General features: G+C 42.5%; 14 protein-coding genes and 1 tRNA gene. 5 read left to right on the forward strand and 10 right to left on the reverse strand.

The features are described 5' to 3' along the window. Positions 1-13 precede the first annotated feature (13 nt). Positions 14-2833: an excinuclease ABC subunit UvrA gene (gene uvrA, locus ABWY16_RS06980; protein WP_353903928.1), complete on the reverse strand. Its 2820-nt coding sequence runs from the start codon at positions 2831-2833 to the stop codon at positions 14-16. 263 nt (positions 2834-3096) lie between these two features. Between uvrA and ABWY16_RS06985 the strand changes: the two genes are divergently transcribed. The 3 genes from ABWY16_RS06985 to recA all read left to right on the forward strand — a co-directional run bounded on the left by ABWY16_RS06985 (position 3097) and on the right by recA (position 5870). Next, complete coding sequence (locus ABWY16_RS06985; protein WP_353903929.1) at positions 3097-3672, forward strand: RNA polymerase sigma factor; 576 nt, start codon at positions 3097-3099, stop codon at positions 3670-3672. Between the two features lie 354 nt (positions 3673-4026). Further along, entirely contained in the window at positions 4027-4719 is a 693-nt protein-coding gene (gene nth / locus ABWY16_RS06990) for an endonuclease III (protein WP_353903930.1), read from the forward strand. 137 nt (positions 4720-4856) lie between these two features. Beyond that, positions 4857-5870 carry a recombinase RecA gene (gene recA / locus ABWY16_RS06995; protein ID WP_353903931.1) on the forward strand — a complete coding sequence of 338 codons (1014 nt, stop codon included), beginning with the start codon at positions 4857-4859 and terminating at the stop codon, positions 5868-5870. Positions 5871-5933: 63 nt separating this feature from the next. Here the strand turns inward: recA and ABWY16_RS07000 are convergent, their stop codons facing one another. Both ABWY16_RS07000 and tsaD read right to left on the reverse strand, forming a co-directional pair. Then, complete coding sequence (locus ABWY16_RS07000; RefSeq protein ID WP_353903932.1) at positions 5934-6137, reverse strand: hypothetical protein; 204 nt, start codon at positions 6135-6137, stop codon at positions 5934-5936. Positions 6138-6170: 33 nt separating this feature from the next. Continuing rightward, entirely contained in the window at positions 6171-7172 is a 1002-nt protein-coding gene (gene tsaD / locus ABWY16_RS07005) for a tRNA (adenosine(37)-N6)-threonylcarbamoyltransferase complex transferase subunit TsaD (RefSeq protein ID WP_353903933.1), read from the reverse strand. Between the two features lie 117 nt (positions 7173-7289). Between tsaD and ABWY16_RS07010 the strand changes: the two genes are divergently transcribed. Next, complete coding sequence (locus ABWY16_RS07010) at positions 7290-11675, forward strand: translocation/assembly module TamB domain-containing protein (RefSeq protein ID WP_353903934.1); 4386 nt, start codon at positions 7290-7292, stop codon at positions 11673-11675. Between the two features lie 66 nt (positions 11676-11741). On the opposite strand, the gene ABWY16_RS07015 is transcribed toward ABWY16_RS07010, so the two are convergent. The 3 genes from ABWY16_RS07015 to ABWY16_RS07025 form a co-directional block, all read right to left on the reverse strand. Beyond that, positions 11742-12953, reverse strand: a complete 1212-nt coding sequence (locus ABWY16_RS07015) for a bifunctional 3,4-dihydroxy-2-butanone-4-phosphate synthase/GTP cyclohydrolase II (RefSeq protein WP_353903935.1) — start codon at positions 12951-12953, stop codon at positions 11742-11744. 138 nt (positions 12954-13091) lie between these two features. Continuing rightward, positions 13092-14528 (reverse strand): LptF/LptG family permease, encoded by a 1437-nt coding sequence (locus tag ABWY16_RS07020; protein ID WP_353903936.1) that lies wholly within the window; start codon positions 14526-14528, stop codon positions 13092-13094. A 30-nt stretch (positions 14529-14558) separates the two neighbouring features. After that, on the reverse strand, positions 14559-14939 hold the full coding sequence (locus tag ABWY16_RS07025) for an START-like domain-containing protein (protein WP_265793448.1): 381 nt from the start codon (positions 14937-14939) through the stop codon (positions 14559-14561). 103 nt (positions 14940-15042) lie between these two features. Here ABWY16_RS07025 and ABWY16_RS07030 point away from each other — a divergent pair. Next, positions 15043-15116 (forward strand) — tRNA-Met (locus ABWY16_RS07030). A 179-nt stretch (positions 15117-15295) separates the two neighbouring features. Here the strand turns inward: ABWY16_RS07030 and ABWY16_RS07035 are convergent. The 4 genes from ABWY16_RS07035 to ABWY16_RS07050 all read right to left on the reverse strand — a co-directional run bounded on the left by ABWY16_RS07035 (position 15296) and on the right by ABWY16_RS07050 (position 20466). Then, a complete protein-coding gene (locus ABWY16_RS07035; protein WP_353903937.1) occupies positions 15296-15643 on the reverse strand; it encodes a DUF6169 family protein in 348 nt (115 codons plus the stop codon). A 434-nt stretch (positions 15644-16077) separates the two neighbouring features. Further along, entirely contained in the window at positions 16078-18744 is a 2667-nt protein-coding gene (locus tag ABWY16_RS07040) for an alpha-L-rhamnosidase (RefSeq protein WP_353903938.1), read from the reverse strand. Between the two features lie 130 nt (positions 18745-18874). Next, positions 18875-19654, reverse strand: coding sequence for a hypothetical protein (locus tag ABWY16_RS07045; RefSeq protein ID WP_353903939.1), 780 nt, complete (start codon positions 19652-19654; stop codon positions 18875-18877). A gap of 80 nt (positions 19655-19734) precedes the next feature. After that, on the reverse strand, positions 19735-20466 hold the full coding sequence (locus tag ABWY16_RS07050) for an MIP/aquaporin family protein (protein WP_353903940.1): 732 nt from the start codon (positions 20464-20466) through the stop codon (positions 19735-19737). Positions 20467-20473 lie beyond the last annotated feature (7 nt).

The raw sequence follows: 20473 nt of genomic DNA on the forward strand, positions 1-20473 counted from the left end.
CGAATATAGATATTTATTTTTCTGTTAATGCCGGTGACAGATGGTCTTTCAGATATTTTCCTGTGTAAGAAGTTTTTTCATTGATCAGGTTTTCAGGCGTGCCCTCAAAAACTATGTGCCCGCCTTTGTCTCCTCCTTCCGGACCAATATCAATCACCCAGTCGGCCGACTTGATCATGTCCATATTGTGCTCAATCACAAGGATCGTATTTCCCTGTTCAATAAGCGTGTTCAATGCGATCAGCAGTTTTTTGATATCATGGAAATGCAGTCCTGTAGTAGGCTCATCAAAGATGAACATCGTTTTACTGGCATTATTTCCCTTGATCAGAAACGAAGCCAGTTTGATCCGCTGTGCCTCACCTCCGGATAATGTATTTGAAGACTGTCCCAGATGAACATATCCAAGTCCTACATCTACCAGCGGCTGCAGTTTATTTAATATTCTAGGTTCGTTCTTAAAGAACTCTACTGCTTCATCAATAGTAAGATCAAGGATGTCAGACACATTTTTGTCCTGATAAGTAATATCCAGGATCTGCTGTTTAAACCGGCGTCCGCTGCAGGCTTCACAAGGCAGGTATATATCTGCCATAAACTGCATCTCTATTTTTACTTCCCCTTCTCCCTGGCACACATCACAACGCCCGCCTTCAACGTTGAAAGAAAATGCTGCCGGTTTTAAGCCCGATGCTTTCGACGCAGGCAGTGCCGAAAATAAAGCCCGTACATCATCCCATGCTTTGACATAAGTTACCGGGTTTGAACGTGAAGAGCGCCCGATAGGGTTCTGATCTACCATCTCAACCTGGCTGATCAGATCGTAGTTCCCGGATATCCCGTCATACAGACCTGTTTGCTCACCTGCATAATTACCAATAGCTTTCTGCAAAGCAGGATACAGGATCTTTTTGATCAGGCTCGTTTTACCGGAACCTGAAACACCGCTTACTACGGTGAAAACTCCCAGCGGGAATTTCACTTCTATATTTTTAAGGTTGTTCTCCCTTGCCCCTTTGATCAGGATATGGTCGGCCCATTTTCTGCGGGTAGCCGGGATTGCAATGCTTTCCCTGCCGGATAAATACATTCCGGTAAGGCTCTTTTTATCTTTTATAATCTGATCATACGTACCGCTGAATACCAGGTTACCACCCAAGGTACCGGCTTCCGGGCCAATGTCAATGATATGGTCGGCCGCTTTCATCATCTCTTCCTCATGCTCCACTACCAGTACGGTGTTACCTACATTCCTTAAAGAGACCAGTACTTCAATCAGTTTATTGGTATCCCTTGGGTGCAGACCTATACTCGGTTCATCCAGCACATAAATTGATCCCACCAAACTACTTCCTAAAGAGGTAGCCAGGTTAATCCGCTGTGATTCTCCGCCAGAAAGCGTATTGGACAACCTGTTCAGCGTTAAATAACCCAAACCTACATTGTTCAGGTACAGCACGCGGCTGGTTACTTCCGCCAGTAAACGTTTGGAGATTTTTACGTCAGTTTCTGACAGTTCAAGATGGTCAAAGAATTGCTGAATAGAAGACAATGGCATCAGTACCACGTCAACAATAGATTTCCCGCCAATCTTTACATACGAAGCGTCTTTACGCAATCTTGATCCCTTACAATCCGGGCAGATTGTTTTTCCACGGTAACGCGATAACATTACACGGTACTGTATCTTATAAGTTTGTGTTTCCAGGTCAGTGAAGAAAGCATCCAGACCTTCAAACCATTTATTTCCTGTCCATACCAGTCGCTGTTCCGCTTCCGTCAGTTCATTAAAGGAACGGTGAATCGGAAAGTCAAACTTACCGGCATTCTTAATCAGCTTATTCAGCCATTCGCGCATTTTCTCGCCTCTCCATGGAGCAATAGCATTGTCATACAAACTTTTGCTTTTATCCGGGATCACCAGGTCTTCATCTATACCGATCACGTTTCCGTAACCTTCACAGCGTTTACAGGCACCATATGGATTATTGAAACTGAAAAAGTTAGGTGTAGGTTCTTCAAAGCGGATGCCGTCGAGCTCAAAGCGGTCGCAGAAATGCGAAACCTTTTCTTCATGCTCTACATAACAATCCCCTTTACCTTCAAAAAAAGCCGTTTGTACAGAGTCTGCCAGTCTGCTCATCGTTTCTTCATCGTCGTGAAAAACGATACGGTCGATCAGGATACGTATAGTAGAAGCATCAGTAAGTTCGTAATCCTTAAAGTCCTCATCTTCGAGAATAGATTCAATTTTACTGACTTTATCATCAAGATAAACTCTCAGAAAACCTTTCTGCAGCAACACAGCCAATTCTTCTTTTACAGAACGGTTGTTATGCGGGTGCAGCGGACAAAATATCGTTACTGTACTGTCGTTACCCAATCCGGATACAAAATCAACAACTGTACTTACAGTATCTTTTTTTACTACAGCTCCTGTTTCGGGAGAGATCGTTTTACCGATCCTTGAAAAAAGCAGTTTCAGATAATCATAGATCTCTGTGGACGTACCAACAGTGGACCTTGGATTGGAGGTGATCACCTTTTGCTCTATCGCAATCGCAGGTGCTATACCTTTAATATAATCAACATCCGGCTTATTCATTCTTCCCATAAACTGGCGCGCATAGGATGAAAGGCTTTCTACATAACGTCTCTGCCCTTCAGCGTATAACGTATCAAATGCCAGTGAAGACTTTCCGGAACCAGACATACCTGTGATGACAACCAGCTTGTTTTTTGGAATGGCAACATCAATATTTTTCAGGTTATGTACCCTGGCACCCTTTATAATAATGTTTTTATGTGGATCTTTCTCGGTTTCCTTACTCATTTAATTCCTTATAGGATTTGCAAATATAACCTAAAAAACACAGAATTAGTTTTTCGGTGTACAGCAAAAATAAAGCACTACAACTACTTTTAATTTTTTTTAGTATTTTTATTGTTGTATTCTGATAAAAAAATGCTTCTTTTGAATAAATTAAGCAATCAACCAATTCATCTCATTCAAACTCATAGGAGAAACGCTATAGATAAGAACATCTACTAAGTATTTTTTAGCAAACAGCAAAGGAATTTAGTACAGATAATACTATGAATTTACAATCCTATAGTGACCAGGACTTGGTAACGTTATATCTAAGCGGCAACGAGTCGGTTTTGGAAGAACTTTTAAACAGACACAAGTCCAAAATATACACTTCAATTTATTTGTTGGTCAAAGATCAGTACCTGGCAGAAGATATCTTTCAGGATGCTTTTATAAAAGTGATCAATACCCTGCGTTCAGGCAGATATAATGAGGAAGGTAAATTTTTACCCTGGGTAATGCGTATTGCCCACAATCTGGTAATCGATTACTTCCGACGTGAGAAACGCGCACCGGTAATTACCAGTGCTGACGGCACGGATGTGCTCAATATGCTGCAGGTTTATGAAGAAAGTGCCGAAGAAAAAATTCTGCGCGACCAGACGCATACCGACCTCAGAACATTAATCCAGTTACTGCCCGATGAACAAAAAGAAGTGCTGATCATGCGCCATTATGCAGACCTGAGCTTTAAAGAAATTGCAGACCTGACCGATGTGAGCATCAATACTGCTTTGGGAAGAATGAGATATGCCCTCAGTAATCTCCGTAAGATGATGAAGGTGAAAGAAGTAACCTAGAGGGGACGTTAAAATTCCATTAAAAATATTGTTATCACCTGCAAAATAAATAGTAACTTGTTTCGTTCTATTAATAACTAAAACAGAAACAGTTAATTGCTTATGATAACAACGTCTACTTCTATTAACGATTTAAACCACTCAAATCAGCAGGCTGAAAATTTAAGTGGGGAATCCCTTAATGACCTTGATTTAATGTTCTACGAAAGCATTAAACCACAGATGGATTTACTGAATAAGAATCCTGAGGATGAAACAATATCCAGGATACTGGCTTATTCCAGATCTCTTTAAAAGGACCAGAATATTAAGCTGCCACCAACCATGGCAGCTTTTTTTATTTTATCTTTGCACATGCTCAAAAAAGAAAGGTATAAACACTTTGTAGCCTATTTTTCTGCAAAGCAACCCGATGCTGAAACAGAACTGCATTACAACAACCCTTTTCAACTGCTCGTGGCAGTGATCTTGTCTGCACAGTGCACTGATAAAAGGATTAATCAGATTACCCCTGCGTTATTTCAGCGCTTTCCAAATGCCAAAGCACTTTCAGAAGCCACACCGGATATCGTATTTGACTATATCAGGAGCGTGAGTTACCCAAACAATAAAGCCAAACACCTGGTAGGCATGGCCAATATGCTCGTTAATGAATTTGACAACCAGGTTCCTTCAGACATTGACCAGCTGCAGAAAATGCCGGGTGTCGGCCGCAAGACCGCAAATGTTATTGCTTCTGTCATCTATAACGCTCCTGCTATGGCGGTAGACACACATGTATTCCGCGTAGCGAACAGGATTGGGCTTACCAATGGAAAGACACCGCTGGCCGTGGAAAAAGACCTGGTAAAGTTCCTGCCGCAGGAAGATATCCATATTGCACACCACTGGTTGATCCTGCACGGGAGATACATTTGTGTAGCCAGATCTCCTAAATGTGATATCTGCCCTCTTACTTCTATCTGCAGGTATTATGAGAAAATAGTTTTGCCAACAATGACGAAAACAGCCAGGCCAACTAAAGAAATTAGCCATTCTATAAATTAAAAATCAGTATTTTTATTTGTTTTGCTATTTATTGAAAAATAATACCTAATATTGCTAATATATTTAGTCACAACTTACCAACATATAGTTTTTATAAAGAATAATTATTCTATATTTACGAATACAATTTAACAAAGATGACTCCGAACTCAGATAAATTAAAAGCATTACAACTTACACTCGATAAGTTAGAAAAATCTTACGGTAAAGGTGCCGTGATGAAATTGGGTGATACACCTACTGAATCTATTGAAGCTATTTCAACCGGCTCTATCAGTTTAGATATTGCTCTGGGTATTGGCGGGGTTCCAAAAGGACGTGTGATCGAGATCTATGGTCCTGAATCATCCGGTAAAACGACTCTGGCTACCCACATCATTGCTGAAGCACAGAAAAAAGGTGGTGTAGCAGCATTTATTGATGCGGAACATGCTTTTGATAAGTTCTATGCGAAAAAATTGGGTGTGGATGTAGATAATCTGCTGATTGCACAGCCAGACAATGGTGAGCAGGCACTCGAAATTGCCGATAACCTGATCCGCTCCGGTGCGATCGATGTAATCGTAATTGACTCTGTAGCGGCACTGGTACCAAAAGCAGAGATCGAAGGTGAAATGGGAGATTCCAAAATGGGTCTTCAGGCACGTTTGATGTCTCAGGCTTTAAGGAAACTCACCGGTACAATTGCCAAAACAGGATGCTGCTGTATATTCATTAACCAGTTGCGTGAGAAAATCGGTGTAATGTTCGGTAACCCGGAAACTACTACTGGTGGTAATGCACTGAAATTCTATGCCTCTGTACGTTTGGATATCCGCAGAACCTCACAGATCAAAGATTCTGATGAAGTATCCGGTAACAGGGTAAAAGTGAAGATCGTTAAAAATAAAGTTGCACCGCCTTTCCGAATTGCAGAATTTGATGTAATGTTCGGTCAGGGTATTTCTAAAGTTGGTGAGATCATTGATTTGGGTGTAGATTTCAATATCGTGAAGAAAGCCGGTTCATGGTTCTCTTATGGAGATACTAAACTGGGACAGGGAAGGGATGCTGTAAAACAGTTATTGCTTGACAATCCTGAACTGGCGGATGAAATTGAAGCCAAGATCAGGGCCGAAGTAACCGGAGAAAAATTAGAAGAGTTACAATAGGAACTGCCTGAAATAAAAAAAGGGATTTGCATAGCGCAAGTCCCTTTTCTGTTTATAATGACCTTATCGCTGCTGAATATTTGTTGCTTCGGGAGACATATATTTAGAGTCAACAGTGATGATCACATAAGCAGCAACAAAAATCGCAATAACGAGTACAACCAGGCCGATGTAATTCTTTTTCTTATCCTGTTTGATCAGATAAATGAGGAAGATGACCAAAGGGATCAGCATCAGGCCAAAAAACATAAAGCTCATTGAGTTCATAATGGTATGTATTTTACGTTTGTATATTTTTCTTTAAAATTCCATTCTTGATGCGGGAGCAATGTCTTGTCCCACAAATTCCTTATTGATATATTTATAATGACCTGCTATAGCGATCATGGCCGCATTATCAGTACAGTATTCAAAAGCAGGAATATAAACCTTCCAGTTGAGTTCTGCAGCCTTTTCAGCCAACGCCGCACGTAAACCTGTATTCGCAGATACACCTCCTGCAATAGCGATTTCCCTGATGTTGTATTGCTGCGCGGCTTTTTTCAGCTTATTGAGGAGAATATGGACAATGCTGTGCTGTACAGATGCACAGATGTCATCCAGGTTCTCCTTAATGAAATCAGGATTTTCTTTTTCCTGTGCACGGATAAAATACAGGATCGCGGTTTTTAATCCGCTGAAACTGTAGTTCAGGTCTTTGATCTGTGGTTCAGGAAATTTGAAGGCCAGCGGGTTTCCGTTTTTCGCATGTTTGTCGACCAGCGGCCCTCCCGGATAGGGAAGGTTCAGGATCTTCGCAGTTTTGTCAAAAGCTTCTCCGGCAGCATCGTCGAGCGACTGACCTACGATTTCCATATCAAAATAATCTTTTACCAGAACAATCTGGGTATGACCACCGGAAACGGTAAGGCACAGAAAAGGAAAAGATGGTTTAGGATCTTCAATAAAATGCGCCAGGATATGCGCGTGCATATGATTGACCGAAATAAGAGGCAGGTCCAGTGCCAGCGCAAAGGATTTAGCAAATGATACACCCACCAGCAAAGATCCTAATAATCCGGGACCCCGTGTAAAAGCTACAGCATTTATATCCTTTTTGCTAACTTTAGCATCAATTAATGCCTGCTGTATAACTGGAACTATATTTTGCTGATGAACTCTCGAGGCAAGCTCGGGCACAACACCACCATAATTTTGATGAATAGTTTGGTTTGCAATAACATTGGCAGTAATTTTGCCATTGTTACAGATCGCAACTGAAGTTTCATCACAAGAAGATTCGATAGCAAGTATTACTGACACCTTTGATTATAATTAAGCTACAAAACTATCAAAAAACTATTAAAAATACTTCTTTGGATTATTGCATCAATTCTGCTGTTGCTCGCCATTATTCTATTTTCGCTTCAGTTCAGGCCTGTGCAGACTTTTATCGCAAAAAAAGCCGCAGCTTATCTTTCAAAAGAATTAAATACTACCATTTCTTTACACAGTATCTATATTAAACCGTTTAAGTCGGTTGTAATTGAAGACCTTCTCGTACTGGACCAGCAAAAGGACACGCTGCTGAACACGCCCAGGTTTATTGTCGATCTCGACCTGTTCTCCCTGGAGAAAAGGGTAATTGACATCAATACGGTCCAGATCAACGACGGCTCTTTCTTCCTCAAACAATATAAGGAGAAGGACAAAGGCTCCAACCTCGATTTTATCATTGATTATTTCGACTCCGGACCTTCTACAGGCCCAAAGAAAAAACCTTTCCAGGTTTCGGTAGACCGGGTGATCATCAATAACCTTCAGCTGAAATACAAAAACCTGAGCGTTGATACGCTTATCAACGGCGTGAATTTCGATGATGTGGAGCTTAGAAATATGAACGGTATTTTTGAACAGCTCAATACCAAAGATCACGTCATGCAGGCAGATATCAAAAATCTGACCTTTAAAGAAAAAAGCGGTTTCTACCTGAAAAACCTGACTGCCTTTACCACAATTGATACCAACCGCATAGAACTGAAAAAACTGTTGCTTGTCACCAATAAGAGTCGCCTTACAGACTATTACGAAATGACTTTCAGCAAATTTGCCGATTTCAACGACTACGTCAATAAGGTAAGGATGAAAGGCCATTTCAAAAACAGCCACCTTGCCTCAAGGGATATCTCCTTCTTTGCCCCGGAGCTTTCAAGGATGAACCTGGATATTGACATTGACGGACAAATCACCGGGCTCGTTAACAACCTGCGGGCAAAAAAGCTTGCTGTAAAAGCCGGGAAAGCAACCTATTTTAAAGGTGATTTTAACCTGAAAGGCCTGCCCCATCTCAAAGAGACTTTCATGGAACTAAAGGTAGAAATGCTGGCTACCAATAAAAAAGATCTGGACGAAATATTAGGCAATACCACAGGAAACAAAACAAAAGTGATCCCGGTGATTGTAGAGAAGTTCGGGAATATCTATTTCAACGGAAATTTCACCGGCTTTCAGAATGACTTCATCGCCTTTGGCGAGTTCAAGACTAAACTTGGAAGAGTAGTATCCGATGTGAATATGAAGATCAACTCCAAAGGAGTACCTTCTTATTCAGGAAATGTGAAGACGTACGACTTTGCCCTGGGCAGCCTGCTGAATGAAAAGAGCCTTGGCAATATCACCGCTTCGGTATATGTTAAAGGTAAGGGTACTGAAATCAACAGCCTGACCGAAGAAATCAACGGAGATATCAAGTATATCGACTTTAACAATTACCGCTATTCCAATGTTAAGATCGACGGTAAATTCGATAATAAATTCTTTGACGGAAACCTGAAGGTCAACGACAAGAACTTACAGCTTGTATTTGACGGAGGAGTAAACTTAAACCCGAAACTGCCGGTCTTCAATTTCAAGGCCACCATCAAAAACGCAAAGTTAAGGGCATTACATTTATTTAAAGATTCGCTGAAAGTGGATGCAGTGTTCAGCACGAACTTCTCCGGTACCAACCTCAATAATATCCAGGGAGACCTGCTGATACAAAAGATCAGACTTGATAATGTCAAAGGCATATACAACATAGATTCTGTACAGCTGCAGGCGCAGGGCATCGGAATAGACAGGACACTGAGGATCAAATCTGACGTGCTGGATGCCAGCATCCGGGGGCAATACGACCTGAATACGCTACCTTCCTACTACAAGCAACTCGCCAAAACCTATATCCCATCGCTGAAAACAGATATTGTTAAGTTCAAAGACCAGATATTCCAGTTTAACCTGACCGTCAAACGTTTTGAACCGGTAGCAGAATTGATCGCTCCAGGACTCGAAATCCAGGATCAGGCTATCCTGCTAGGCAATTTCGACTCCAAAAAGAATATAGCTACACTCAATGGCTTTGTGAAAAAACTGACCTATAAGGGGGTAATCGCAAACAATATCATTATAGATGAGAATACCACTCAAAACCAGCTGCAGGCGATCATCACTTCAGACCGTGTGGACCTAAACGACAGTCTTTATATCAAGAATGTAAACATATCCAATATTTTAAGAAATGACAGTCTCGCCCTCAACGTGAAGCTGTCCAATGCGGATGATGCCAATCAACTCGATTTAAACGGCCTGGTAGAATTTGGAAAAGATACTACAGCCAGAATCAGTATCCTGCCATCAATATTAAAGATCAACAGCCAGGACTGGGCGATCCAGGAAAAAGTACGCATCAATTTCAGGGCCGGGAAAACGGAGATCAGCAATTTCGATCTCAAGAATGGCAATCAGCTGCTTACAGTAGACGGGGTGCTCTCTGGCGATCCGAATGACGCATTAAAAGTAGGTTTCAAGGAATTCAGTTTAAAAACGATAAACCCATTTGTAAAAACCCTTGGAATTACCCTTTCGGGCAATGTAAACGGGGAAACCAATTTACACAGCCTGCTGAAATCCCCGCGCATCAGGGACGGGATCACTATTGATTCCCTGACATTGAACGATACCTACATAGGTACACTCAGGGATACTTCTTCTTTCAATCAGGAAGCCAACGTAGCAAACGTATTCATGCGCATCAATACATCTGAAAAGGAGACCTTTAAGATTGACGGAAAGCTCGACCTGAAGGAAAAGGACATGGACCTGACGGTTAGAATGGACGAAACCGAACTTGCGGTGCTTACCCCTTTTGTGAGCGAGCTGGTATCTAACCTTAAAGGACAGATATCCTCTGATCTTACTGTAAAAGGCCCTTTCAGCAAACCTGAAATCAATGGAAATATTATCCTGAAGGAAGCTCAGGTAATGGTGAACTATCTCAAGACTACCTATAAAATAAGTGATAAGGTTGAGGTAGCGAACAGTGTGGTACAAATCAATAACCTCGACCTGAAAGATGTTGGTGGAAATACGGCTACAGCCAATGGCTCTGTGGATCTCAACAAGATCAACACCCCTAACCTGGATATTACCATCAAGGCCAGAACCTTTATGGCGCTGAACACTACAGCCAAAGACAACCAGCTGTATTTCGGACAGGCATTCGCTACAGGAACATTTATCTTTAAGGGGCCAACCAATAAAATGTACATCGGCATTGATGCCAAAACCGAGAAAGGGACCGTATTTAACCTGCCGCTCAATAGTTCCGAAACCGTCTCAGCAAAAGAATTTATTACTTTCCTCAGCAAGGATACGCTGGCCAACCAGAAAAAAGCCACTAACTTTGACGGACTGACGATGAACTTCAAACTTCGTATAGACCCAAACAGCACAGCTAACTTATTTACCAACGTAGGAAACCTGAGTGGCAAGGGAAATGCAGAGCTGGAACTGAACATCAACAGCCTCGGCGATTTCGAAATGTCAGGAGATTACATCATTGAATCCGGAAATTTTGATTTTACGGCACAGGAAGTCATCAATAAAAAATTCACCATCCGTCAGGGGGGAACCATCCGCTGGATCGGAAATCCCAATAATGCACAGATACAGCTGAAAGCGATTTACGAACTCAGAGCGAGTTTAAGCGATCTTTATCAGGCTGCAAACAGAAGTGAAACAAACAGTGCAAATGCCAACCTTAGGGTGCCTGTAGAGGTTGAGATGGGATTAAGTGGCTTACTTACGCAGCCAGATATCAAACTGGACATTTTTTTCCCTTCAAACCCTTCAATCAAAGAAGAACTGCAGGCTTATTTCAGCGACGCCAACAACCTCAATCTGCAGGCATTCAGTTTGATTATCCGCCGTAGTTTTGCGCCGGGCTCAGGCCGCGAAGACCTTGGCAAGCAACTGTCGTCAGGCGTTGCAAGCACGGCCACAGAGCTGCTTTTTAACCAGTTTAACAATGTGCTATCTACGCTTAACCTCGACTTTGTAGATATCAACGTCCGCTCACTCAGTGAAGCCAGTGCTTCCTTCAGGTTCTTTGACAACAGGGTAACCGTGAATGCCGGTGTGGTTGACAGGCGGATCAGCAACAGCGACCTTTCTCCAATTGGCTTTAACAGCGCAAATGTGGGAGGTGAGGTAGAAGTACTGGCTCTCATCAGAAGAGATGGTACGCTGATAGGCAAACTGGCCAATAAGCCTCCAACGATACAAAGTATATTCGCTAATCCCGGTATTACCAATACCAACGTAACCTCGGTAGGACTGATCTACTCACAGCAGTTTGATAACTTCAGGGAGTTTATTCAGAAGGTGACCGGAGAATACCGCCGAAATCAGCGAAAGAAAGAGGGCGAAACCCGGCAAAAAGCGAAACAGTCGCTCAACAAAGAAGCCATTACAGAGGAGCAGAAAAAGCTGAAGAAAAACAGATAATTATTAATAACAGAAAAGGGCCGGTGATTACACCAGCCCTTTTCTGTTATACCTATTGTGTGCATACTATCCTTTCATGATCGTATGCCCCATTTTATCTCTCTTCGTTTTCAGGTAGGTCTCGTTGTGGGTGTTGCTCAATATTTCAATAGGAATATTCTCCACCACCTCTAAACCATAACCAATCAAACCTGCTCTTTTAGTAGGGTTATTGGACATCAGGCGCATTTTACTGACACCCTGTGCCCTTAAGATCTGTGCTCCTACGCCATAATCACGTTCATCACCCTTGAAACCCAATTTAATATTGGCTTCTACGGTATCAAAACCAGCATCCTGCAGGTTATAGGATAAAAGTTTATTCACCAGCCCTATCCCGCGGCCTTCCTGGTTCATGTAAACAACAACCCCTTTTCCTTCAGCCTGAATCATTTCCATAGCCTTATGCAATTGCGGTCCGCAGTCGCAGCGGCAGGAGCCAAATATATCGCCTGTGATACATGAACTATGTACACGTACCAATACGGCCTCATCCGGAGTCCACTCGCCCTTGCTCAATGCAAGGTGAATTGCATTGTTCTCCAGCTGTGTATAGGCGGTCATTTTAAAATCACCCCATTCTGTAGGCAGGTTAATTGTCACATCTTCCCTGATCAGGCTTTCCTGGTTCAGGCGGTAAGCAATCAGATCTTTAATTGAAACTATTTTCAGCTGGTGCTGTTCAGCAATTTTCAGCAGATCCGGCAGTCTGGCCATCTCGCCATCGTCCTTCATGATCTCTACCAATACTCCTGCAGGCTCCATACCGGCAAGTACAGCCAGATCAACAGCTGCCTCGGTGTGACCGGCACGTCTCAGTACGCCACCGTCTTTAGCACGCAACGGAAAGATATGTCCGGGTCTGCCCAGTTCCTTTGGATCTGTAGCCGGGTTAATTAATGCTTTTATTGTTTTAGAACGGTCTGACGCAGAAATACCTGTAGTACATCCGTGTCCTATCAGGTCCACTGAAACCGTAAAGTTAGTTTCATATGCAGCAGTGTTCTTGCCTACCATCAGTTCGAGATCCAGTTCTTCACACCTGGCTTCTGTAATTGCGGCGCAGATCAGCCCCCTGCCATAGGTGGCCATAAAATTGATCACTTCCGGAGTGGCATTGGCAGCAGCAGTAAGGAAATCACCTTCGTTCTCACGGTCTTCATCGTCAACAACGATTACAACTTTACCTGCCTTGATATCTGCAATAGCATCTTCTATTGCGTTCAGTTTAATTTCCATTTTGTAGCATTAGTATTAGACATCCTACTTTATAAATTGATAATAAACACCCATTTATCCAGATAAGAATAAACAAAGTTACAACCTTAAATGATAATATGTGCTTTCAAATATCATGCGTAAGTAAGGAACATCAGACTATTTCTGTACCGCTTTCTTTTTGCTGAAAAGTTTGTTGAAAAAGGCCTTGTACAAGGTGATGTCGAAGAGGGCAGAATCTACAGTTGCTTTGTAGGTAAGGAATGCCCCTACCGGACTAAGTACAATAATTGCCATCCAGATCCCGAGTATCGGATTGATATTTCCCTGGTTGGCAGATTTCTCTGCTACCGTGGTGATAATGTGGTAGAACAGGAAGAATATAATAGCCATTACCACCGGCAATCCAAGTCCGCCTTTCCTGATAATCGCACCCAAAGGTGCTCCAATAAAGAAGAGCATGAGACAAGACACTGCAAGAGTAAATTTTCGCTGGTATTCAATCCTGATCCTGATCAGGTTTTTCACCCGCTCCTGATGATCCGCTAACCTGCCATCCGTAGTTTGTTCCACAGATTTGGCCTGATCCAGGGCAGATTGCATGGTTGATACGCGCTGAGCTGCAGGCACAGAATTCAGTACCGGTCCTTTTAGTTTTGCAGGCGCCATCTTTATACTTGTGTACCCCTTAGTGTAGTTGTTCTGTTTAAAATAAGTTCCGATGGCAATCCTTGCAAAGCGGTTCACACTGTCCAGTTCCTTTGTTAGTGAATCCCCTTTATGTTTAAGACCTTTGAGATTGAGCATCTGGTTGTTTGTCCGGAAACTGTTTTCGTCGGTTCGCGCCATCTTAAAGCTTGAGATATCAAACTTCTGTGCAGTTTCTCCAAAACGCATTCTGGTGAGCTGCTGACGTGGATTATAGGTAGCGTTCTGACTGCTCGATTCCTCGTACCTCACCCCATCCTTTAGCCTGAGTACAAGGAACTGCTTGTCTTTAGTGGTATTCATTGTGCCGCTTTTGGCAATAATGATTTTTGGTACACCGTTATTGCCCGTATGGTCATAGATCATGATCCCGGTAAGGGAAACACCGTCTTCGCCCTTTTTATCTACCCGGATCGAATACTGGGGAATACTGTTATTAAATACGCCCTCCTTAATCAGGAAAGAGAGCTTCTTGTTTCTTACATCCCAGAGCAGGGAGCCAAACTTCAGATTGGCCTTGGGAAGCATATATTCTGAGAACAAAAATGACGAAAAGGCAATGCAGATGATCAGCACCAGTAAAGGCCGCATCGCCTTTTGCAGCGATATGCCTGCAGATTTTATCGCTACCAGCTCATAATTTTCCCCCAGTGTTCCAAAAGTCATGATGGAAGAAAGTAAGATGGCCAGCGGCAGCGCCATAGACACATTTGCAGCAGATGCATAAAACATCAGCTCCAGTATGATATACCATTCAAACCCCTTTCCAATCAGATCATCCACATATTTAAACAGGAAGAACATCAGCAGGATGAACATTACCACTAAAAATGTGACCAGGAAAGGTCTAATGAATGCTTTCAGCAGAAGTATATGAATCTTTTTCAATATACAAATGTAGACAATGCATCTGAAAATTTATGCACCAATTACACTATGCAGGTAGGTGATCTGGTTATCCCAGATTTGGGTTCTTTCTTTCAGTGTATCTTCAGTAGCGAAATCTGTAATAGAAAGCGCTACATCGTTTGTTAATTCATCCTGTACGATTTCCATTTCAAAATAACAGTGAGGCTCATCATCGATCCATTTGAACTTAACCATTTTATTTTCTTTGAAGCTTAACATTTTGGCTTTCTGAACTTCGTCATCCCATGTAAATGTATACACCTGATCACGGAAAACAACATCATCTGCAAACCATTGGGACAGCCCGTTTGGCTCACTGATGAAACTAAACAAAATACGCGGAGACGATTTCAACTCATATTCTAATGTAAATTTTTTCTTTTCTGACATCTTAAATCGCTTATATCTTGTTATTTGTATATTATTTTTTTATTTTTTTCTAAAGGAAAGTATTTTATTCTATATTTGCAACTCTTTAAAAAAACAAGCCCACGGCGGGGTAGCTCAGATGGTTAGAGCGCAGGATTCATAACCCTGAGGTCGGCAGTTCGATCCTGCTCCCCGCTACTGAAAAAGCTCATCGCAAGATGGGCTTTATTTGTTTTACAGCATTTCGTACCTCTGCTTTCATACCTTGCATCGAATGTCTTTCCGTAGCGGTGCTAAAGCCGCAAATAGAAGTTTAAACTATTAATGTGTATAATAGGGAAAACATTTGGGTTTACAATAATATCGCCGAAAAAATGTTAGGGGCTGTTCCGCTCAACACTTGATCTATAGTAGCCATTCTTCTCAGGGGCTACTGGTGCATCATACCTTTCTAAAGTGCTTTCCGCATGATCAAACCATCTCTCAAAATTAGCATGACTGTTTCTGCCCCTGCCGTCGCTGTTGAGGCAGATATATAATACGACATTATCAGGCTGTTGCCCGAAGACCTCATCAATAAAGTGAATGACAGTATTTCGTATCTCTGGATGCTGCGCTTGCGGTTTATTCCTCATCTGCTGGATGACAGGCAATCCCAAAGGAAAGCACCGGAAGTTCTTTTTCCTCATTTCCGCTATCTGTGAAGAAATGTTAACAAGTGCCATCCTTCGCACTATTTATCTAATAGCGGGCGGACAAGTTTGATTCCTTTCAGCGAGGAAAGCGAGACATTCTTTTGAACGGCATCAGCAATACGCTCCTTATTCTCTATCAATTTATTGAGAGGATTTTGGCGGTTTTTGGTATTCTTGCTACTATTCGTATCATCGCTTTACTTTTGCAATCAGATTATAAATAAATACAATATTGATTTAAATCAACATTGTATCTGACAAAACAGTTAAGGTATAAGTAGTTACCTTAACTGTTTATGATCCTTTTCAATTTTGCTCTGATGATATTTTGATTTATTAATATATAAACAGGCATGGATTTTCATATAACGAACAAACACAAGCACGTTTATATTATTAAACAAGATAATTAAGATGAATTTAAACTTAAAATCAGCGTTAAGTTATGGTTAAATTATATAAATTTATCTAAAATAAAAATTGTAAACTCCGGAAACAAGCTGTTTGATACTCCCAGCTACAACCTTACCGTCAAGATAAACCTTCTGTCCCTCCGCAGGCACAGGCAGTATTACAGAAGCAGTGGCATTCGCAGGAATCTCTACCCTGTAGGAGACACCTGATCCCTTTCTCGTCCATGATGATACAATATTACCATACGGCCCATTGTGTATTGCTTCAAAATGATCCAGCCCTTTCACGAAATGAGGCTCCAGGATCACGTTCTTAAACCCTGGTTTTGCCGGATCTGGCCTGATGCCTGCAATCCCCTTGTATAACCAGGCACCAATCTCGCCAAACATGATATGGTTCATTGAGATATCTGATTTGGCATCAATAGGCCAGTTCTCGTACAAGGTTGTTGCGCCGTTGGCCATCCACCAGCCCCAGCTAGGATAAGTCTTCTGCGAAGCTACACGGTAAGCAATATCTGCATACCCATTTTCGCTCAGAGCATTCAGAATAGCTTTAGTCCCCAGCAAACCTACATCCAGATGAAAGCCATCTGCTTCCACACGTTTGGCCAGGTTTTGGGCAACCTTCGCTTTGTACTCTTCGGGAACTATGTTCCAGTATAGCGGCACACTTAATTCTGTTTGTACACCTGCACCATATATCCCGGTCTCTTTATTCAGGTACTTTGCATTAAAGGCGGCTTTAATTTTTGACGCCAGCTCCGTATACTTCTTATAATCCGATGTTTTTCCAAGGATCTTAGCCGTCTTAGCCAGGATCACTGCATCAGCATAATAATAACAGGTAGACGTGAGTTCTACCGGCGCTTTCGATTTCACAGGCACCCAGTCGCCCAGGCCCCAACCGGTCAGTCCCGAAGGGTAACCTTCATCAATATGGTTCACATACTTTCTGATGTTCTCATAACAGTCTGCAAGTAACTTCTGGTCTCCGTAAAACATATAGATATTCCAGGGGATAATAGCGATAGTACTGGTCCAGTCTGGCCCGTTACCCCATTCATAACCCCAGCCATCCGTAGGGATAATAGAAGGTAATACCCCATTTGGCTGCTGCTCGTCGCGATGATCAGCCAGCCATTTTTCGTATATGGTGATTCCGTCAAAATTATACAAACCTGTTTCTATAGCGATCTGAGCATCACCTGTCCAGCCATTTTTTTCACGCTGAGGGCAATCGGTCGGGTAACCAAAAAGGTTAGACAGGTAGGAATTATTGGTAGCAGACCAGATCTGATTGATCAGAGGCTCAGAAGAAGTTACATTACCTGTCACAGGCACATCACTATGCATGAAATACCCTACCAGACTTGTCTTATTAAGTTCCAGAGGAACACTGCTGGTTACCTCCACATACTGAAACCCTTTATAATTGAAATGCGGCATAAAGGACTCTTCGCCTTTCCCGCTCAGGGTTAAAATATCCACCTGAAAAGGATCCTGGTTATCTGTCGGGCGATAATGCACATCGATATTGGACATATCAGCACGGCCGTCCGGGTACAGACGTTCTGCATGCTTTAATCGCAAAACCGTTCCTGCAGCACCCTTGACAGTGATCTTTGATACCCCTGAGATATTTCTTCCAAGATCAAAGATATAAGTTGTGTCATTAAACTTCTTCAGGCTTTTTACAGCAATCTCCTCCACATTCCGGATCGGATGCAGAGCCTGTGCAACGATGTTGCCGGAAGGTGCAGAGCGGTTGATCACATTTTTCCAGGAGGAATCATCAAAGCTGACCGTGTTCCATCCTGTTTTCTCCAGTCTTGCGTCATAATGTTCCGCAGTGTAAATACTGTTAAATATGATCGGACTTAACGCTGTTTTCCAATCTTTACCAGATGTAATTGTTTCTACAGAGCCATCTTCATAAGTAATTCTCAGGTCCAGACAAAAAGCAGGGCGGTTACGCCAGGGAGCTTTATCAAAGTCCCATACGGCGGTCGACTGATGGTTGTACCAGCCATTACCCAGTATAACACCGATCGCATTTTTTCCTGAAACCAGGCATTTAGTGATATCGTAAGTAACGTATAAGGTACGCCTGTCGAAACGGGTATACATAGGATCCATCCGGTGGTTGCCGATCTTAGCCCCATTGATGGAGAGTTCATATAATCCTGCAGCGGCGATGTAAGCCCTGGCCGATCTGATCTTCTTCCGGGTTTCTACAACCTTGCGGAAATAAGGCGCAGGTTTCAGCTGTTTATTTTCAGTATCAGAGATCCAGGAACCTTTCCAATTGCCCATCCGCATCATCCCGGTTTCGAAGCTGGATATTCCTGCTTTTACAGATTGCTTTCCGTTTTGATCAGCCAGGTCAATCCTCCAGAAATATTTACTAAAAGGTTTAAGCAATGGCCCCGCATATTTTACAAGCGTGCGTTCTGATTTTATCCATCCGGTATTCCACAACTGTCCACCGGCTTTACTTAGTGCCAGGGAATCCGTATCCACGACAATCCGGTAAGCCGTTTGTTTTGCTCCCTGCCTGTTATCAGCCATCTGCCATGTAAACCTCGGCTCGGGATTATCTAAGCCTATAGGGTCTGTTAAATACTCGGTTTCCAGTTTTACGGCATGAGCCGGGGTCTGGGCAGAGGAAATTATTGTACTTAAAAGCAGTAATGCGAAGCAAAATTGTTTAACCATTTTAATTTGGGAGATTTCTTAGCCTCACAAATCTAATATTAACACCATTAGCACCACCATTTTATTCCAAAAAAAAGCAGCAGGCGATCTTATCTTTCCTACTGCCCCATTCTAACCAAAGAAACGCTCTTTAAAATACATTTACGATCAGCTGCAATGCCCCGTAGTTCTTTTCGGGGTTAAACATTGCTGTTGCCGCTATTGGCATATGGTACTTAAACAGCACCAGATCCTTATTAATTGTTACACCGGTGTTGACCACATTTGGCCTGTCACCATAGAAGTTTGCCTGCCTGCCAAAGGCGAAACCACCACCTACAAAAACGTGCAGTTCAGAAGTTCCGTCTTTCCATAACCTGTAATCCAGTTCAGAATAATGTGAATAGCTATTCTTAACACCTCCATCAGAAGTGGGGTGGGTATCACGACCAAGGATGATTGTTGCCCAGTTGACCGTTAACGGAAAAGCATCTCCGAACTTGTATCCTGCCCTCACATCCACAAAGTGCGATGTGCTTCCCGGGTTATAATTGAACAGCCTGGCATTCGGGAAGTCACTGATATTATTCACATCCCAGATGGAAAAACTATATGTAGGTTTGGTATAACTGATATAATAGTCAAACTCCTTATATTCTCCGTTAAAGCTGGCCCCACCCCATACACCTACCGCCAGACTCTTATCTTTTGTCAGGTTATAGTGCATATCCACATCTGTAATGGGGGCATTTGACACTTTAAATCCACGCCAGGTATAGAGGTTCCTGACCTGCAGATTAATATCAAAGGGCACAACCTTTTTTACTTCATTTGTATCCAGTTTATCTGTTGCTTTATCCTGAGCCATGCCATTTAAGGCAAGGCACAGCCCAGCGATAGCCAATAGGCTACCGTTTAAATATCTTTTCATCAGCATATATATTGGTTGTCTAAATTGATGAACAGATCATAAGCATGCCCGCATATGATCTGTTATCCTGATCAGAATGATTAAATATGTAAATTCATATAAAGGAACGCTGCGATAGCCGTACCTACAATTGGCCCGAGTACAGGGATCCAGGCATAAGCCCAATCGCTGGTACCTTTATTTTTAATCGGCAATATTGCATGTATAATCCGTGGCCCAAGATCACGCACGGGATTAATGGCGTATCCGGTTGTACCACCCAGTGAAAGGCCAATTACCCAAACCAGCAAAGCTACAGGTACCGCGCCTACAGAACCCAGACCAACAGGCGTTTTGCTCGGTGTAATCTCTGCCCCAGTGATATAAAAAATAGTGAACAGCAGGACAAAGGCACCAATGATCTCACTTGCAATATTAGAGATATAATTACGTACGGCCGGCCCTGTAGAGAAAACTGCAAGGATAGAGGCCGGGTTATTGGTTTTTTTGAAGTGGTCAAAATACATGATCCACACCAGGAAGGCACCAATAAATGCACCGATAAACTGGGCGCAGATATACGGGAGCACGTTTGACCATGGAAATTTACCGGCAATAGCCAGTCCGATAGTAATAGCAGGATTAAAATGCGCACCACTATATGGTCCCGCGATGGTTACACCTACAAATACAGCTAATCCCCAGGCTGTGGTAATCACCATCCAGCCACTGTTATTTCCTTTGGTATCATTCAATACGACATTGGCCACAACGCCGTTCCCTAACAGTATCATAAACATGGTACCGAGCAATTCTGCAATGAAAGGTGACATAATAAAT

Source organism: Pedobacter sp. (assembly GCF_040513095.1).
Classification (GTDB): domain Bacteria; phylum Bacteroidota; class Bacteroidia; order Sphingobacteriales; family Sphingobacteriaceae; genus Pedobacter.

What these genes read in the sequence shown, in the direction of transcription:
- uvrA (WP_353903928.1), bottom strand. Translation starts at nt 2,833, where the DNA reads ATGAGTAAGGAAACCGAGAAAGATCCACATAAAAACATTATTATAAAG.
- ABWY16_RS06985 (WP_353903929.1), top strand. Translation starts at nt 3,097, where the DNA reads ATGAATTTACAATCCTATAGTGACCAGGACTTGGTAACGTTATATCTA.
- nth (WP_353903930.1), top strand. Translation starts at nt 4,027, where the DNA reads ATGCTCAAAAAAGAAAGGTATAAACACTTTGTAGCCTATTTTTCTGCA.
- recA (WP_353903931.1), top strand. Translation starts at nt 4,857, where the DNA reads ATGACTCCGAACTCAGATAAATTAAAAGCATTACAACTTACACTCGAT.
- ABWY16_RS07000 (WP_353903932.1), bottom strand. Translation starts at nt 6,137, where the DNA reads ATGAACTCAATGAGCTTTATGTTTTTTGGCCTGATGCTGATCCCTTTG.
- ABWY16_RS07015 (WP_353903935.1), bottom strand. Translation starts at nt 12,953, where the DNA reads ATGGAAATTAAACTGAACGCAATAGAAGATGCTATTGCAGATATCAAG.
- ABWY16_RS07025 (WP_265793448.1), bottom strand. Translation starts at nt 14,939, where the DNA reads ATGTCAGAAAAGAAAAAATTTACATTAGAATATGAGTTGAAATCGTCT.
- ABWY16_RS07035 (WP_353903937.1), bottom strand. Translation starts at nt 15,643, where the DNA reads ATGGCACTTGTTAACATTTCTTCACAGATAGCGGAAATGAGGAAAAAG.
- ABWY16_RS07040 (WP_353903938.1), bottom strand. Translation starts at nt 18,744, where the DNA reads ATGGTTAAACAATTTTGCTTCGCATTACTGCTTTTAAGTACAATAATT.
- ABWY16_RS07045 (WP_353903939.1), bottom strand. Translation starts at nt 19,654, where the DNA reads ATGAAAAGATATTTAAACGGTAGCCTATTGGCTATCGCTGGGCTGTGC.
- ABWY16_RS07050 (WP_353903940.1), bottom strand. Translation starts at nt 20,466, where the DNA reads ATGTCACCTTTCATTGCAGAATTGCTCGGTACCATGTTTATGATACTG.